Source organism: Actinomadura roseirufa, assembly GCF_900659635.1.
In the GTDB taxonomy this organism is placed as follows: Bacteria; Actinomycetota; Actinomycetes; order Streptosporangiales; family Streptosporangiaceae; genus Spirillospora; species Spirillospora roseirufa.
In genome coordinates, this window is the sequence record NZ_CAACVB010000021.1 from 42,920 (window position 1) to 59,134 (window position 16,215).

The 16,215-nt window shown below is 69.0% G+C and carries 13 protein-coding genes and 1 pseudogene; 7 read left to right on the forward strand and 7 right to left on the reverse strand.

The window, feature by feature from the left end:
- The first annotated feature begins 383 nt into the window (after nucleotides 1–383).
- From E1291_RS07230 to E1291_RS07250, 5 genes are all read left to right on the forward strand, one after another.
- Nucleotides 384–650 (forward strand): hypothetical protein, encoded by a 267-nt coding sequence (locus tag E1291_RS07230; protein ID WP_131736950.1) that lies wholly within the window; start codon nucleotides 384–386, stop codon nucleotides 648–650.
- Nucleotides 647–904: a hypothetical protein gene (locus E1291_RS07235; protein WP_131736951.1), complete on the forward strand. Its 258-nt coding sequence runs from the start codon at nucleotides 647–649 to the stop codon at nucleotides 902–904. Before E1291_RS07230 ends, E1291_RS07235 begins: the two co-directional genes overlap by 4 nt.
- Before the next feature lie 214 nt (nucleotides 905–1,118).
- Entirely contained in the window at nucleotides 1,119–2,078 is a 960-nt protein-coding gene (locus E1291_RS07240) for an NHL repeat-containing protein (protein ID WP_131736952.1), read from the forward strand.
- Nucleotides 2,079–2,361: 283 nt separating this feature from the next.
- Nucleotides 2,362–3,183, forward strand: a complete 822-nt coding sequence (locus E1291_RS07245; protein ID WP_131736953.1) for a nitroreductase/quinone reductase family protein — start codon at nucleotides 2,362–2,364, stop codon at nucleotides 3,181–3,183.
- 204 nt (nucleotides 3,184–3,387) lie between these two features.
- Nucleotides 3,388–4,695 carry a helix-turn-helix domain-containing protein gene (locus E1291_RS07250; protein WP_131736954.1) on the forward strand — a complete coding sequence of 436 codons (1,308 nt, stop codon included), beginning with the start codon at nucleotides 3,388–3,390 and terminating at the stop codon, nucleotides 4,693–4,695.
- Between the two features lie 95 nt (nucleotides 4,696–4,790).
- Here the strand turns inward: E1291_RS07250 and E1291_RS07255 are convergent, their stop codons facing one another.
- The 4 genes from E1291_RS07255 to E1291_RS07270 form a co-directional block, all read right to left on the reverse strand.
- Nucleotides 4,791–5,144, reverse strand: a complete 354-nt coding sequence (locus E1291_RS07255) for a hypothetical protein (RefSeq protein WP_131736955.1) — start codon at nucleotides 5,142–5,144, stop codon at nucleotides 4,791–4,793.
- Nucleotides 5,145–5,479: 335 nt separating this feature from the next.
- Nucleotides 5,480–6,952 (reverse strand): hypothetical protein, encoded by a 1,473-nt coding sequence (locus E1291_RS07260; protein ID WP_131736956.1) that lies wholly within the window; start codon nucleotides 6,950–6,952, stop codon nucleotides 5,480–5,482.
- Nucleotides 6,949–9,600 (reverse strand): hypothetical protein, encoded by a 2,652-nt coding sequence (locus tag E1291_RS07265; RefSeq protein ID WP_131736957.1) that lies wholly within the window; start codon nucleotides 9,598–9,600, stop codon nucleotides 6,949–6,951. Before E1291_RS07265 ends, E1291_RS07260 begins: the two co-directional genes overlap by 4 nt.
- 447 nt (nucleotides 9,601–10,047) lie before the next feature.
- Nucleotides 10,048–10,698, reverse strand: coding sequence for a hypothetical protein (locus E1291_RS07270; protein ID WP_131736958.1), 651 nt, complete (start codon nucleotides 10,696–10,698; stop codon nucleotides 10,048–10,050).
- Nucleotides 10,699–11,081: 383 nt separating this feature from the next.
- Between E1291_RS07270 and E1291_RS07275 the strand changes: the two genes are divergently transcribed.
- Complete coding sequence (locus E1291_RS07275; protein WP_131736959.1) at nucleotides 11,082–11,930, forward strand: alpha/beta fold hydrolase; 849 nt, start codon at nucleotides 11,082–11,084, stop codon at nucleotides 11,928–11,930.
- 40 nt (nucleotides 11,931–11,970) lie between these two features.
- Here the strand turns inward: E1291_RS07275 and E1291_RS07280 are convergent, their stop codons facing one another.
- The gene (locus E1291_RS07280; protein ID WP_131736960.1) at nucleotides 11,971–13,980 is read right to left on the reverse strand and encodes a serine/threonine-protein kinase; all 2,010 of its coding nucleotides are present in this window, start codon (nucleotides 13,978–13,980) and stop codon (nucleotides 11,971–11,973) included.
- A gap of 231 nt (nucleotides 13,981–14,211) precedes the next feature.
- Entirely contained in the window at nucleotides 14,212–14,721 is a 510-nt protein-coding gene (locus E1291_RS07285; protein WP_131736961.1) for a lytic polysaccharide monooxygenase auxiliary activity family 9 protein, read from the reverse strand.
- Between the two features lie 299 nt (nucleotides 14,722–15,020).
- Here E1291_RS07285 and E1291_RS07290 point away from each other — a divergent pair, with 299 nt between their 5' ends.
- Nucleotides 15,021–15,842, forward strand: a complete 822-nt coding sequence (locus tag E1291_RS07290) for an SAM-dependent methyltransferase (protein ID WP_131736962.1) — start codon at nucleotides 15,021–15,023, stop codon at nucleotides 15,840–15,842.
- A gap of 138 nt (nucleotides 15,843–15,980) precedes the next feature.
- Here E1291_RS07290 and E1291_RS44545 read toward each other — a convergent pair.
- Nucleotides 15,981–16,106 (reverse strand): annotated as a pseudogene (locus tag E1291_RS44545) (winged helix-turn-helix transcriptional regulator); the annotation flags it as partial.
- Nucleotides 16,107–16,215: the final 109 nt, after the last annotated feature.

Here is a 16,215-nt window from a genome sequence, read left to right on the forward strand (position 1 = left end):
TTCGTGACGATCAAGGAGGTTCCTGTGCCCGACCTGCCCGACGTGACCGGCCTGGGGGGCGGGCGCTTCGCCCGCGCCACCAGTGCGTGCGGGCGTCCTACCGGCGGCGCGGTCCGTTCTCCATCGTCTGGGACTTGGTTGCCGACCAGTACCGCCGCCTCATCACATCCGGTAACGGTCCTCTGCTCGGCCACGACCCCGAGGACACGGCCGGACTGATCGCCGCAGCTCTTGCGGCTCCGGTCACCGAACCGCCCTCCTGACCGCTTCACCTTCCCGTCCGTCCCTTCGACTTCTCGTCTCGGAGATCGCATGCCGCACAGAACGACACGGCGCCGCTGCCTGTGGCGCCCGGGCCTGGATCGTGTATCGGAGCGGGTCTGATGAGCGCCCAAGAGCGCGGGTTCGAAGAGAGCCGCTGCGCGGACGGTTCTCCCCACGGCGAAGAAGCGCGCCTGGACGTCGAGGGCGGTGACGGCTTGTACTTCCTCGTCGATCCGACGACGCGCGACATTCGTGGCACGCTCGTCGATCTCGGCGGCGGGTGGTGGCGGTGCCGGACGCCACGTGGTCAGAAACGCGAGTTGTTCGTCCCCGCCCATGTTGCCGAGCCCTGGCGGGACGCGGCCGAGCGGATGGGCGGCTCATGAGCGCCGAGCGGCTGGAAGAACTGGCGCTGCTCCTACGCCGACGCTTCCCCGACGTCGCACCGATGCTCCCCCATGGCACGGCGATCCTGCATCTGATCCGACGGGGAAAGGGGCCGCGCTACGTCATCTGGTCCCGCCACCACTCGGCCTACACCTGGTACTGCGAACCCGACCACGGCGCGCAGATCGGCACGACCGCCGAGGAGGCGGCCGAGGAGATCGGGCGGGCCCTGGGCCTGTCCACGACGCCATAAAACCTTGCTCGCCGCGAGGTCGGCAGGGCATGACAACGCCGGAGCGCGTTCCCCGGCTCACACTGGGGTGGTCGCTCCGGCCGGTTCCGCCCGGGCCGGCCGGTGCGGCTCCGCCTGGTCGCTCCCAGGTGGCCCCGGCGGGCCGCTTCCAGGTGATCGGTCCGCTCGTTCGATTGCTGCTCAGGCCCCGTCCAGGGGCGAAGGAGGAAGCATCATGCGACGTCGGAAGCTGTTGGCCGCGCTCGGGATCGGGATCGGGCTCGCCGCCGTGACGGGCGTGCCGGCCCACGCGGACGCCGTTCATCCCGCCGCCTCCCGTGCCGATCCGGAGGGGTTCCCGACCACCATTCCGCTGCCGAACGGGTTCCGCCCCGAGGGCATCACGATCGGCCCCGGGCCCGTCGCCTACTTCGGGTCCCTGAAGGACGGCGCGATCTACCGCGCCGATCTGCGCACCGGGAAGGGCGCGATCCTCGGCCCCGGCCCCGGCAAGTCGTCCACCGGCCTGAAGAACGACGGGCACGGACGGCTGTTCGTGGCGGGCGGATCGAGCGGTGACGTGCGCGTCGTCGACGACGAGAACGGCAAGGTACTGGCGTCCTACCATCCGCCCACCGGTCCGGCGCTGGTCAACGACGTCATCCTCAGCGGGGGCGCCGCCTGGTACACCGACTCCACCAACCCGGCGCTCTACAAGCTGCCGCTGCACGGCAAGCTGCCGGACGCGGCGGAGAAGGTCCCGCTCACCGGCGACATCGTGTACGGCGCCGGCATCAACGCCAACGGGATCACGCCGACCCCGGACGGCGAGGGCCTGATCGTCATCCAGTCGAACACCGGCTCGCTGTTCCGCGTCGAGCGGAACGGCGTGACCCATCGGGTGGACCTGCACGGCGAGTCGCTGCCCGCCGGCGACGGCCTCCTGCTGCGCGGCCGGACGCTGTTCGCGGTGCAGAACCGCCTCAACACCGTGGCCGTCCTGCGGCTGAACGAGGAGGGGACCGACGCCCACCTCGTACGGCGGCTGACCGACGCGCGGTTCGACGTGCCGACGACCGTGGCCGCCTTCGGATCCCGGCTGTACCTCCCCAACGCCCGCTTCAACACGACCCCGACTCCCGACACGCCGTACAACGCGATCTCCGTGCCGAGCCGACCGGAGTCGTCGCGCTGAGCCTCCGGCCTTGGCCTCCGGACGGCGGGCCGCCCCGCCCACCCGTGTTCTGAACGGCGGGGCGGTCCGCCGGCGAGGCGGCGGACGAACGCGTCAGAAGATCAGAGGGCGTCCATCTTGTGGAAAAGATCTTGATGAAGTAACTTTCCTCGCGTGACTGCCGGGTCGGCCTTGGGCCACGCACCAGAGAGCAGCCCGGCCTTGGCGTGATCGCCGGGCGGGCGCGCGGCCCGCCAGCCTCTTCTCCATTCAGCAGGGCGAACGAAACCACCAATGGAGAAGAGTGAATTTCAACCAGCAGGTCATCGATGAATTCCGCGCCGGCAACGGCCACGTCGGCGGGCGTTTCGAGGGAGCGAGACTGCTCCTGCTCACCACCACGGGCGCCCGCTCGGGCAGGCCGCACACGACCCCGCTCGGCTTCCTCGCCGACGGCGTCGAACGCATGCTGGTCATCGCCTCCGCCGGGGGCGCGCCGAACGACCCGGCCTGGTACCACAATCTGAAGGCCGACCCGCGCGCCACCGTGGAGACCGGCGTCCTGATCTTCGATGTCGAGGCGGAGATCCTGGAGGGCGCCGAGCGCGACGCGGCGTTCGCCCGCGCGGTGGAAAGCGACCCCGGCTGGGCCGAATACCAGGCCAAGACGACGCGCACCATCCCGGTCGTCGCACTTCGCGTGGCCGGTCCGCCCCGGGACAACGCCCCATCGGGCGGCGCCTACCTCAAGCTGGTGCACGACGGCTTCCGCCGCGAGCTGGCACTGATCCGCAAGGAACTGTCCGACTCGGGACGTCCCGGCCTGGGCGTGCAGCTGCGGATCAACTGCCTGACCGTCTGCCAGGGGCTGCACCATCACCACACGGGCGAGGACACCCTGATGTTCCCCGGACTGGCCGAGCGGCATCCCTCGCTCGCTCCCGTCCTGGAGCGGCTGGCCAGAGAACATGAGCGTGTCGCCGAACTCGTGGAGGAGCTGAAGCAGGCCCTCTCCGGTGAGGACCCGCAGGCGGTGCGAACCGAGCTCGAACGGCTCGTCGACGAGCTCGAAGCGCACCTGACATATGAGGAAGAGCAACTGATCCCCATACTCGACCTCGCCTGAATCCCCGAGAAACGTGACGAATTCACGTCCTTGATCGGCAGGTCGCCACCGGCCGGGCCCCGGCGAATTGGGCCCGGCCGGGGGTTCAGGTCACCCTTTGATGCCATCCGCTCACCACGAGAACCCATACGGCGTTAGCGCGGACGAAATGGTCCCGGACCGCTTCCCATAACGGTCCACACCAGCGCGAAACGGTGGGAAACGATGCCCGAGACGTTCGACAAGGCACTCCGTGAACTCATGATCGAGCGTGGGATCGGCGTCCGCGCGCTGGCAAGGGAGGTGCCTTGCGACGCCTCGCACCTTTCCAAGATCTGCCTTGACCGCAAGCGCACTTCGGAGCGAACGGCCAAGCGCTTCGACGAGATCCTCGGCGGCGGGGGCCGCCTCGTGGAACTCCTAAGGACAACTGCCAAAGAGGCCGTCCCGGTGGGTACCGTGGGGAGTGAAGTCCCTCACCCCCTGAATGAGGACGACGAAATGGAGCGACGCCGCCTCCTGCAAGCTCTCGCGACCCTCGGCGTGACGATGGCTCCGGCAGCGGAGGCCATTCACCAGATCCGCGATGGAGTCGATCACGCCATCGGCCTCGGCGAGGACCGCCACCTCGACGAATGGGAGGAGACCGTCGCCGAGTACGGTCACTCCTATCGGCTGGTGCCGCCCGCCGAACTGCTCAAGAACCTCTCGTCCGATCTGGTGGCCATCCAGCGGACCACCTCCCGCCGCCCGGCCCTGCGACACCTGCCCGACTGGTACCGGGTGACCGGTGGCCTGGCCTTGCCCATGGCCAAGACGCTGAGCAACATGGACCAACCGCAGTTGGCACGGAACTGGTGGACCACCGCGCAGCACGCCGCCGACTCCTCGCGCGACCCCGACCTCAGTCTGTGGGTCAGCGGAGAGCGGCTCATACACGGCCTCTACGAGCGTCGGCCCGCCGTCGTCCTGATGCGGCAGGCGAGCCGCATCATCGACCGCGCACCGGCCGCTCCTCGCCGAGGGCTGATCCACGTCCGTGCCGCCCATGCGCAGATGCTTGCGCAGGAGGGGGCATCCAGCCAGGCGACGGCCGAACTGCGGGCGTGCGGGGAGATCTTCCAGCGGTTGCCCGCGTCGGTGACCCGTGAGACGCGGTCAATTTACGGATGGTCCGAGCACCGTCTGCGCTACACCCAGGCATGGTGCCACGCGTACAGCGGCGAGCAGGGCGAACTCGATGCCGCCGTCGCCCGTGGCCGGGAGATGCTTCCCGCCGACGATGGGCGCGTCCACGCTCAACTCGAACTGATGCGCGCGGCAGGGCATGTGCGGGCCGGTGACACGAGCGAGGGCGTCCGGCAAGCGCACGCCGTCTATGAGGCCCAGCCCGCCGAGCAGCGGACCCTCATGGTGAGCAGCCTGGCCCGCCAGGTCGCCGAGGCCGTCCCGGCGCGGAGCCGCGCCGAACCGGTCGTTCTCGGCTACCGGGAACTGCTGGCCGCCGGAAACGGGGCCGCGTCGATCACGTAGAGGTCGAAGGACGGCTCGCGAGTGCATTCGGTCGCGCTACATGAACATTTTGGCATGCCCTTTAGTCTCGATCGGTCACGTCGCCGGCCGGGAGATCACATCGGCGGACTATCATAGTCGCAATAACTGCCATAATATTGTTCCATATTATCTTGCATCTTCAGATTTGCACAGAAATTGTCTCTATTGCTCCTGGTAAAGTCCCACCATCCGTACGTGAAGTCGCCTTCATTGTTGAGTAGGATTTTCCTCTTCACGACTTTACGGTCCTCGCTGCTCTCGCACCCCAGCTTCCAGGGACATGGCGGGTCGGACCCCTGATATGAGCCGAGAGATGACGCCTGCACCGCACTTTGCGCACTGGCCGGCGTCGCCGCATTCTCAGCGACAAGACCTGTCGCCGACATGACTCCGGTAATCAGAGCGATACGGCACTTTCGATCGACCATGACCTCTCCCTTCCCCCTGGCTCCTCGTCAGGCATCACTACCCGAGGGCACTTGCGTGCACACCTCATGCGAATCTCTACGAGATTGGGCGTGACATCCACCTCCACGCCATCCGTGACGAGGGTCCGCGGCTTCATCGCCGCCCTTCAGAGGGGAAACACCTCGGCCAATGAGCCGAGTTTGCAAGCCGTCCCGGCCGGGAACCGAGATCCTTTATGTCGTAGGGTTCGCCTCGCAAGGTGGGTGCTTCGGTATCGGCGACCGTCCGGTGGACGGTCGCCGATACCGGTCATCCGCGTGACCTGCGTTGCCGGACGGTCAGGTGGCCGCCGCGGTCACTTCTTGTAGTCGGGGACGTACTTGTCGATCCATTGCTTGGTCCAGTCCCAGTCGCCGCTCTTGTCGAGATCGATCTCGTAGCTGTAGGTGTCGTCCGGGAAGTAGAGGGCGACGGCCCTTCTTCCCGGCTGCCACTGCTGCGGTATCGATCCGCCGAGCTGCTTCTTCCAGTACTGTTCCACCGGTTCTCGCGACGCCCAGTAGAGTATTTCGAGCTTGACGAGATTGCAGTGGAGCCGCTGATACCATTTCTCGTCGCCCGCCTGCCGCCTGGCCTGCTCGACGGCGGTGTACTCCGGGCTGGTCATCAGCCCGGCCAGACGCTCGCCCCACTGCTGCCAGGTGTGCCTGGAATTCTCCGGGAACACCTTGGTGAAGGTTGTGTCCGTATCTTTGGGCAGGCATAGCCCGCCCATGTCGTACTGTCTGTAGTACCCCTCGGCGAGGTGCGCGAATGCCGGATTCTCGTTCCTCAGGAGCCGGTCGAGATCCTGGTGCATCCTCTGCACATCGAGAATGCGCCAGTCGGAATTCGTGGTTCGCATCAGGGCCAGCCCGGTCAGGATGCGCCCCATCTCCGCCCAGAACTTCTCGCTCTCGGTCGGATCTTTTGACAGCTCCCACATGGTGAACGAATGGTCGTAGTAGCACAGGAAGGACGAGTAACCGGCCGCGTCGTCCTGGAGCTGCTTGTGAACGTAGTCGAGAAGCTTCGGCTCGTCGCTCAGGCGGAGCGCGATCTCCAGTTGTTGCCGGTCCTCCTCGGTGAGATGGATGGAGTCGCTGTAGTCCCCGACTGATTTGCTCAGCTGCTGGTCGTAGTCGTCGTCGCCGAATCTCGCGCCGTCGGCCGACCTGGTGCCGGAGCTTCGTGCGGCCACGCCGTCCCCGCCGTGCCCGCGCACGGCCGTCCCCCGTAGCCCGCGAGTGATCGCCGTGGTGAGCACGGCGCCCTCGGCCGGGTCGGTGCCCGTGCCCTTCCAGTTGTAGGCGGGCGTGCCGTCCTGGTCCTCGCAGATCGAGGACAGGGTCCCGGTGAAGGTGTGCCCGGCGCTCTCGAACCTGGCCTCACCGGTCAGGTACAGCCCCGGTATGGCGGGGCACAGCGCGTCGGCCTCGGCGCTCAGATCGAAGCCCAGGACCAGGACGTCGTCTTCGAGGTGGAACTCCGACCATCCGCTGATCTCCTGGTCGCCGAGGAAGACCCGCACATCCGGGAGACCGGGCGGCTCCCCGTCCGCCTGGCCGTCCGGGCCGTGCCGGGCGGGATCGGGCCCGACCTTGCTGACCAGGGTCAGGTCGAGCCCGCCGGTGAAGGCACTGCCGCCCCGGGTGGTGGACCGGGTGGTGACGTAGCGGGACTTGGTGTCGCCGGGACCGCCGATGGTGGCCTGGGCCGCCCGCGAGGTCGCCGACGGGGCGGCTCCGGTGGCGGCCCCGGGGCCGGGATTCCCGCGTTGCCCGCTCACACCGTCACCGGGCGTAGCAGTTGCCGCCGCGACAAGAACGGCCTGGAGGTCTTTTCGGGCTCGGGAAGGCTGTTGACGAACGGGATTCCGTAGTCCTTCATGAAATCGTCCAGCGGGTCGTCGGGCTTGGGGCCGAAGAACCATTCGAGGATCAGCAGGACCACGCCGACGACGGCGAGCACGACACCGATGACGGGAATGATGGTACTGGCGACGAACAGGTCGAGAATCAAGACCGCGGCGAGCAGGAAGGCCACGGCGAAGTCCACCGACTTCCAGACGATGTCGATGGCGGTGCCCTTGTTGATGGCGTCGATGAGGTCCAGGAGCGCCAGTATCGCCAGCGCCGAGGCGACCGCCGCGCCGAGGGCCTTCATGGCGATTTTGAAGGCCTTTACCGAGAAGACGGCCTTGAAGACGCTGTTTTCGAGGATCTTGCTGTCCTTCAGCAGCGGCTTCAGCACCTCGCCGATCTTGCTGATCCAGCCGTCGATGGCCTTGCTGACCTTGCCGGCGAGTGCGTCGATCTTCGCCAGCGACTCCTCCGAGCAGAACCACTTGGTGATGTCGTAGATCTTCTCGGCGACGAACTGGGTGAACTTGTAGAACTGGGGGATCGTCTTGAACGCCGACTGGGCGATGGCGACGACCTCGATGACGGTCTCGGCGCGCTCCTTGTCGGTCATGGTCTTCCAGTCACCCCTGGTCAGGGTGGTGATGATCTGGTAGAGCGCCCCGCACCACACGACCGCGAACGCCAGTCTTCCCAGTTGCGACAGCTTCGGCCACTTCTGGAAGAGCTTGCCGTTCGTCCAGCTCTCTTCGAGGTGCGCGGCCTGGTCGAACATGGATTTCGCGGACGTGAAGATGACGAGGACGTCGGCGACGTCGGCCGAGACCTCGGCCATGTGCTGCTGGAAGTAGTCGTACATCGCCTTGGCCTCGACCGCGTCGATGCCCTCGACCTTGATGGTGCCATCGGCGATCTTCTGGAGGAGCTGGAGCAGGGTGGTGGGCAGCCAGCTCTGGATCAGGTCGCGGTCGGTGCTGACGCCGTCGGGCTGGAGCTTGCCCATCAGCCCCGCGGTGATCTTCCGGTAGTACTCCTTTGCCTCGGTGCCCTCGGGATTGAGCGCCAGCAGAAGCAGCGCCTGCTTACGGATGATCTTGAGTGCGGCCTCCATGCTCTTGGGGTTGTGGTAATTGTTGAACAGCTGGAAGTAGCCCGAGCTGTTGATGATGAAGGGCAGGAGCCTGGCGGCCCAGCCGGGTCCGGCCCCATTGGCCGTGTAGTCCCTGAGGCGGGTGACGAGGCGCATGTACGCCTCCATGTACAGGCCCTGGTTCTGGACGGTGAAGTCCTTCTCCTTGGCGATTCCGGTCTTGAAGTAGTTGTCCAGTTTCTTGTACTGAGCGTCGCTGAGCCAGCCTTGCCCGTCCTTGCGCTTGTACTCCTCGAACGACTTGGTCAGATACGCCTTGCTGAACTTGCGGTACCAGTCGGCGCTCTTCTCGGCGAGCTTGCGCTGGTCGTCGTCCAGTACGGGGGCTCCCTCCCGCAGGAACTTCGACAGCCATTCGCTCTCCGGGGCCTGCTGCCCCATCGCCCACTTCATGTCACGGAGCATCTCGCTGTTGAGCGGGCTGCTCTCCTTGCTCTTCTCGTCGACGTGGTCGATGTCGTCGGGCGGGATGAGGGTATAGAGCTCGTCCAATGAGAGCTCATCGAAATAGTCGTTGACGTCCTGGAGCAGAACCGCGCCCGCGTCCACCCCGGGCAGCACCTGCGAGGACAGCGGGCGCGAGGGGAACCGGCCCGGCGCGAGGTACTCCGCCCCGGCTCCGTCGCCCGCCGGGTCGGCCTCGGGCTGGAGCTCGGCCTTCCACAGCCACACCAGCGTCCCGTCCATCGTCCCGGCCTCGTCGCCGCAGAGCGCGCTGACCTCCCCTTCCCCGGGCGGGTTGGCGAGCTTGGTGCTGAATCGCAGGCTCGCGGTCTTGTACAGGCCGGGGTCGCCGAACGCGTCGCACTCGATGTCGGCGGCCACGACGTTCACCACGTAGAAGCCGTCCTCGATGAGGAAGTCGGACTCGCTCATCGGCCGGAACTGATCGTGGTCGTCGGTGAGCTCGATCAGCGTGTCGAAGCTGCCGTGATCGTTGATCACGTCACTGATCCGCAGCCGGCGGCCGGCGGCCCAGTCCGATTCGGGGACCTGGGAGATGTCCTGGTTCTCCGGGTACCGCGTCTTGGTGATCTGAGTGGTGTACGTATGCGGCTTGGGCAGGGTGCCCACCAGCGTGAGCCGCACCGCGTCCTCGACCGTGGTGCCCAGGCTGATCGTGCCGTTCACACGCAGCCCGCCATGGGTGAACTGGAGGACGCCGCTGCTGTAGTGGCCACGGGTCTGCTGGACCCACCGGACGAGGTGATCGTCCCACTTCGCCGTCCGGATCGGCATCTCGCCCAGGTACAGGTCCCCGTCGCTGAGCGTCAGGTGCTCCAGCCCCGCCAGCGGCTGGAAGCCCTGGTCGTCGTCATCTCGGACGAACATCAGGTGGTAGGTCAGGTCCATCCCGTCGGCCGGCTGAAGCGAACGCCGCGGCCTGCGCTGGGCACGAACTCGCTCGGTCGTGGTCATGGTCATGGTCGAATCCCCCAAAGGTCGTGTCACGGTCACCATCGCTTCGGGATCCGCGCGCCCCCGGGCACGCTTCCGCCCACACGCAGCAGGTCACGGGCTGAAAGGGCGGACAGGGCACCGGCACCCGCGGCCACGGGCGCATGAAGGCACCGCTCATCGGGACGGCGTCGGCCGGCGGCGCCGGCGCGGATCCCTCACGTCCGGCTCCGCCTTCCGACCGAGGTCACCGGTCGCTCACCAGGCGGGACGGACGTGCGGGGCCGTCTCGGCGTGCCGGCCCGTGATCACCGGGCGCGGGCCGAGACGGCGCGAACGCCGGCCCGCCGGGCGCGAGCCGACCGTCCGGTCACCGGCCGGGTGTGGTGGCGGCGACCCACCACGGCATCCCCACCTGTCACGCAAAGTAACCATGCGGCTGCATATCTGCATATGCGAGTGCGTCCCGAGGGCCTAGGCGAGGACGGACGGGTCGATGAAGGACGGGGCGCGGGGCGCCTCGCAGCGGAAGGGGCTGCCCGAGTTCCAGTCCCAGGACTCCTCCTCCTTGCCCGTCTGCCCGATCATCGCGAAGAAGGCGTCCTCGGCCGGGCGCAGGGCGGTGACGGGGCCGGTGAGGTCGAGGGCGGAAGTGAAGCGGGCGTGGTCCTCGCCTACCAGGAGGACCGAGAGCCTGCCGGGCCAGTCGGGGGCGCACAGGTTTCCGCCGGTCTCCGCCCAGAAGAGGACGGCGTCCTCCTCGGGGTCGCTCTTGAAGGGCCCGGCGGAGGCGAATATGCGCATGGCCATGTGCATGCTCCACTGGTCGTATCCCATGTCGCCCAGGTAGGCCTCCAGGGCGCCGTCCCGGTACAGCAGGACGGTCAGCGCGGGGTCGCCGGTGCAGGAGCGTTCCACCCGGTCGGCGAAGAACTCGCGCGGCGTACCGCCCTCGGCCGCGATGTCCCACTCCCCCTCCACGCGGCGGCCGTCCCAGAGCCAGCCGTCGAACATCGCCTCCGGGTTGGAGATGGCGCCCCGGCCGGGCACCGGGGCGGCGAGCCACCGCTCGAAGTTCTCCCGGCTCATCGGGACGCGGGTGGCCAGCAAGAAGGTGTCGGACACGGATCTTCCTCATCGCTCGGGGAGGTCGCATCCTCGCACCTCCCACCGACGGTCCGGGGCACGGCGCCACTCGTCCCCGAGAGTCTCGCCTTTCTCCGCGTGCGGTGCGGTGTTGGCATTTCCTGAGGAAATGCATTGTGCGACTCTTCGATATGGCCTGGTAGAGGCTCCTGTACCGAAGTTCGGCGTGTCAGCGGGATCGGAGGGCATGGGCGAGACTTCTACCGTGTTGTCCCAACGGCGGTCGTCAACGGACGAAACGACGACTGTCAAGGATCATGAACGTGATTTCGACCTGGCGAACGTCACCGTCAGCAGAGCGGTCCCGGGCGGCGCCCGGCCCCTCCCGGGCGCCGCTCCCCCTTCGTCCCCCTGGAGTCGGCATGTCCTCCTCTTCCACTCCGCTTCTGTTCGTGCACGGCTTCTGGTTCGGCTCCTGGTGCTGGACCGAGGTCATGGGCCACGTGGCGAGCACCGGACGTCCCGTGCACGCGGTGGACCTGGCGGGCCACGGCCTGCGCGCCCGCCGGCCGCGCTGCCTGACCAGCCGCCCGTTCGACCCGGACGACCTGGCCACCGAGGTGTCGCCGGTCTCGGACGTGCACCTGGAGCAGGCCGGTGACCTGCTCGTCGCGCAGATCAAGCGGCTCGGCCGCGGCGCGCCCATCACGGTCGTGGCGCACAGCATGGGCGGCGCCGTGCTGACGAACGCGGCCCAGCAGGCGCCCGACCTGGTCGCGCACGCGGTCTACCTGACCGCGTTCATGCCCGCCTCGGGGGTGCCCGCCGACGTCTACGCCGGCTCCCCCGAGAACGCGGGCGGGCTCGTGAGCGAGGCCCTGCGGGGCGACCCCGCCGTGATCGGGGCGCTGCGGCTCGACCTCGCCTCGGCGGACGCCGGGTACCGCCGCCAGCTCCGCCGGGCGTTCCTCGGCGACGTCGACCCCGTCACCGCCGACGCCGCGCTGGGGCTGCTGAGCCCCGACGCGCCGTTGGAGATCACGCGGGGCGTCACCCATCTGACCGAGGACGGCTGGGGCGCGATTCCGCGCACCTATGTCACGTGCGCGCAGGACATGGCGCTCAGGCCACGCCTCCAGGAAAGGTTCATCACCGAGGCCGACGCCGCTTTCCCGGAGAATCCGACGCACGTCGTGGCGCTCAATTCCTCGCATTCTCCTTTCCTGTCGATGCCCGCGCGGGTGGCCGCCATCATCGAGCGCATCAGCTGAGGGCGTCGCCGTTCACCGGCCGTTCGCGAGGCCGTCCGGCTCACCGTTTGCAGCCGACGATGTCCTTCCTCAGCCCACGCATGATGGCCGGCCTGAACGAGGCGAGGTCGGATGGGGGCGGCGGATCGAGGAGGCCATCCGTGCCGCCCGTCCGGATACAGGCCGCCAGCCCGTGCGCCCTCAGCACGGCCGCGAAGCGGCGGGGGTCGCTGACGCTGCGCAGGTGGAAGGTGTCTACCATGACGCGCCGGACCGGTGGGGACGTCAGGAGCCTGCCGGTCAGCGCCGTCCCGCCCTCGCTCTCGCGGCCGACGAACATGTGCTTGGACAGCACGCCCGGATCGGGGTAGAGCAACCGGTAGTCCACGGGCCTGTTCTCCCGGTGTTCCGCTAGATACTTGAGCGCGTCGTGCTCGTACACGAAGGCCATCGGGAACTCGGAACCGGAGAAGAATTGCCCCAGCAGGTCGAAGCTGCTTATCGGCCAGTTGGATTTGTACAGCGACCCCAGCTCCCTGACCTTCTGTTCCCGGCTCACGTCGTATCTCTTCTCGTGGGCGTGGATGAGCAGACTCAGGAAGAGGTCGCCGCCACCGGCGTGGCAGGGGGCGCCCGAGACCACCTCGACCTTCGCGTCTTTCTGCGTGACCCCCGCCGGTCCCCCGATGGCGCCCCACGTCCAGCCGGACTCGTTCAGGCGTTTGTCCAGATAGTTGCAGACGTCGAAGACGTGGTAGCCGTGCTCGGCCCGCACGATGTCCTGCTCGGCGAGGCAGTCCAGCAATGTCCGGTGGACGAGCACGACCATCCGGTCCTCGAAGATCGGTACCGGGTTGGGGGGCGTGTGACCCGCGGCTCTGAAGGATTCCCTGACGGTCTCGGTGACGCTGTCGGCAGGGCTGAGGAAGAAGTCGTACCGTTCCAGCTCCGCGCCGTGGATCTCGGTCATGTCCATGCCGGAGAGGTTGTTGACGCCGACGCGGAGCCCGTAGTCGCGCAGGACTTTCCGGATCCCTCTGTCGGCGAACAGGTCCGCCCATCCTCCGCCGAAGATCCGTTCCGGGCCCCCGCCGCTCCGGCCGAGCCAGATCCCGCCGCCCGCGAGCGCGGCGGCCCCGGCGGTGGCGGCCGCGACGAGGAACCACCGCCGGTCCGGGCCGGGCGGCGGGCTGCCCAGGTCCCGTTCCCGGTCCTCGACCATCCGCAGGACGGGCCGCGGCAGCCACACGTCGGACGGCGCCGCGCCGGTCCTCATCACGGCCAGGGCCGCCAGGAGCTCGGCCACGCCCGGCCGGGCGTCCGGGTCGTCGGCGAGGCAGGACGCGATCAGCCGCCGCGCCTCCACCGGCAGGGCGGACGACGGCGGCCCGCCCGCCAGGAGGCGGGCGGCCATCGCGCCGGCGTCGGTGCCGGGCCCCTCCCCGAACACGGCGAAGGCCAGGACGGCGCCGAGGGAGAACACGTCGGCGGCCGGGCCCACGCCGGCGCCGCGCGCCTGCTCGGGCGGCATGTACGCGCGGGTGCCGACGACCGCGCCGGCCATGGTCACGGCCGTGCGGTCCAGGGCCTTGGCGACGCCGAAGTCGATGACGCGCGGGCCGTCCGCCGCGAGGATGACGTTGCTCGGCTTGAGGTCGCGGTGGACCAGGCCGCAGGCGTGGATCGCGGCGAGTCCCTCGGCCAGGCCGGCGCCGAGCGTCAGGACCGAGCCGGCGGGCAGTGGCCCGTGCTCGGCGACCGCGTCCGCCAGGGTGGGCCCGGGGATGTAGGCGGTGACCATCCACGGCGGGCCGGTTTCGGGGTCGGGGTCGGCGTCGACCACCGGGGCGGTGTGGAATCCGCCGACCTTGCGGGCGGCCTCCACCTCGTCGCGGAACCGGCGGCGGAACGACGCGTCCCGGGCGTACCCGGGGTGGATCAGCTTGACCGCGACGGCGCGGCCGCCCGGCGACCGGCCGGCGAACACCCGGCCCATCCCGCCCTCGCCCAGCAGCCCGGCCAGCGCGTAACCGCCGACCTCGCGGGGATCCCCCGGCCCGAGCGGCTCCATCGGCGCACCCCACCCCGTCACGAACACCGCGAGCGGCGGCCCCCCGCGCGCTCGCGGAAATCGTTTCAGCAAAAGCCCGCCCGGCGACCGCCGGTCGTGGACCGGTTCCGGACAGGCACCGGTGACGAGGGATCCGTCGCGGGGGACGCCCGTGCGGCGCCCGCCGCGTGCTCGCGACGGGCGCCGCCCTGGTTCCGGCGGCCCGGGGGCCGTGCGGACCGGGTCGGGGCGTCAGCCGATCTGCAGGTCCACGCAGGAGTAGAAGGCGTTGCCCGTGTCGGCGATGTTCCAGATCGCCAGGAGCTTCTGGCGTCCGGTGGCGTTGCCCAGGTTGATCGTGTGGGAGACGGTGCCCGGCGGCTGGGCGTTGTTGCCGCTGACGACGGCGACGCGCGTGCCTCCGATGTAGTACTCCCAGTTCGTGGTGCGGTGGCGGGCGGTGAACGTCCAGGTGAACGTCGCCGAGCGGCCGACCGAGGTGGCCTTCCAGCCCTTGGAGTCGTCGTTGAGCTCGGCGAACGCGCCGTTGCCGCCGTTGCAGCTGCGCTGGCCCTTGGGGCCCTCCACGCTCTGCGGCTCGTACTTGATCGAGCCGCACGGGACGGTGCCGGCGGCGCACTGCGCCTGCCGGCTCGGCGGGGAGTTGATGTACCCGTGCGCGCTGGCCGTTCCGGCGAGCACCACGATGAGGGCGGGGGTGAGCGCCGCGCCCGAGGCGGCGGCGATGATCTTTCTCTTCATGGGAGCTCCGAATCTCGTGGTCGATGGCCGCGCGGGGCGGCCACTGCGGGGACGTTCGTTGCTCGGCGCTGAGGGGGTGGGGCGCGAGCCTCCATGACGGTCTCCGGGCCTGTGACCAGCGAAAATCTAATAGGAAAGTTTCCTATTAGCACGATTGTCACCCCACGGCCACGCGCTGTCAACGGTTGCCGGTTCCGGCCGCGGTTCGTTCCAGGCATCGGCCCCACGGGCGGGTGGCGCTCGCTACGGTTGTGAATTACGCCACCGGACGACACGCCATACGGGGACATGGAGGCTTGGTGCGGGACACAGGGGATCTCGATCCGCCCTCCACGGACCTGAACACGAACGTGCCGCACTCCGCGCGGGTCTACGACTACCTGCTGGGCGGCAAGGACAACTTCGCGGTCGACCGCGCCGCCGCCGAGGACGTCGTCAAGATCGCGCCCTACATGCGGACGTCCACCCGCGCCAACCGCGAGTTCATGGTCCGGACGGCGCGTTACCTGGCCGCCGAGCGCGGCATCAGGCAGTTCCTGGACATCGGGACGGGCCTGCCCACCTCGCCCAACCTGCACGAGGTCGTCCAGGGGGTGGACCCCTCGTGCCGGATCGTCTACGTGGACAACGACCCCATCGTGCTGGTGCACGCCCGCGCGCTGCTCACCAGCGCGCCCGAGGGCACGTCGCGTTACATCCACGCGGACTTAGGCGAGCCCGAGACGATCCTGGAGTCGTCCGCGCTGCGCGAGACCCTCGACCTGGACCGGCCCATCGGGCTCTGCCTCATCGCGGTCCTGCACTTCATCAACGACGAGGACAAGGCCCGCTCGGTCATCCGCCGGCTCATGGAGCCGCTCGCGGCGGGCAGCTTCCTGGTCCTGTCCACGATCACGCTCGACAGCGCCCCCACGCAGGTCGCCGCGGCCGTGTCGGCCTACAACTCGCGCGGGATCAACTCCAAGGCGCGGACCCGGGCCGAGGTCACCTCGTTCTTCGACGGCCACGAGCTGCTGGAGCCCGGCGTCGTCCCCGTCCACCACTGGCGCCCCGACGCCAAGGCCAAGGCGATCGACGACTCGCAGGTCTCCATGTACGGCGGGGTGGCGCTGAAGGGCTGACCGTCCCCGCCACGGGACGTCGCGCTCAGGGCCCGGCCGCGCCTCGGCGGACCGGGCGGCGGCGTTGGCCTCGTCCACCTCGGCCATGTGCTCCTCGGCCCACGCCCGCACGGTCGCGAGCGCGGCCTCCAGCGACAGGCCGAGGCCGGTGAGGCGGTAGTGCACGCGCGGCGGGACGGCGGGCTCCACCCGCCGGGCGACCAGGCCGTCGCGCTCCAGCCCGCGCAGGGTCACCGACAGCATCTTCTGGGAGACGCCGGGCATCCGGCGGCGCAGCTCGGCTCGGCGCGACCACCCGGGCGGCGGGCGGCTACGACGCGGGCACCCTCGCCGCCGACGCGGCGGGGCTGCTCGCCGCGCTCGGCGAGCGGCG

Bases quoted from the DNA above. Each gene is read 5' to 3' on its own strand.
- E1291_RS07280 (WP_131736960.1), bottom strand. From the start codon at position 13,980: ATGGAGCCGCTCGGGCCGGGGGATCCCCGCGAGGTCGGCGGTTACGCG.
- E1291_RS07250 (WP_131736954.1), top strand. From the start codon at position 3,388: ATGCCCGAGACGTTCGACAAGGCACTCCGTGAACTCATGATCGAGCGT.
- E1291_RS07235 (WP_131736951.1), top strand. From the start codon at position 647: ATGAGCGCCGAGCGGCTGGAAGAACTGGCGCTGCTCCTACGCCGACGC.
- E1291_RS07240 (WP_131736952.1), top strand. From the start codon at position 1,119: ATGCGACGTCGGAAGCTGTTGGCCGCGCTCGGGATCGGGATCGGGCTC.
- E1291_RS07285 (WP_131736961.1), bottom strand. From the start codon at position 14,721: ATGAAGAGAAAGATCATCGCCGCCGCCTCGGGCGCGGCGCTCACCCCC.
- E1291_RS07275 (WP_131736959.1), top strand. From the start codon at position 11,082: ATGTCCTCCTCTTCCACTCCGCTTCTGTTCGTGCACGGCTTCTGGTTC.
- E1291_RS07265 (WP_131736957.1), bottom strand. From the start codon at position 9,600: ATGACCATGACCACGACCGAGCGAGTTCGTGCCCAGCGCAGGCCGCGG.
- E1291_RS07230 (WP_131736950.1), top strand. From the start codon at position 384: ATGAGCGCCCAAGAGCGCGGGTTCGAAGAGAGCCGCTGCGCGGACGGT.
- E1291_RS07255 (WP_131736955.1), bottom strand. From the start codon at position 5,144: ATGGTCGATCGAAAGTGCCGTATCGCTCTGATTACCGGAGTCATGTCG.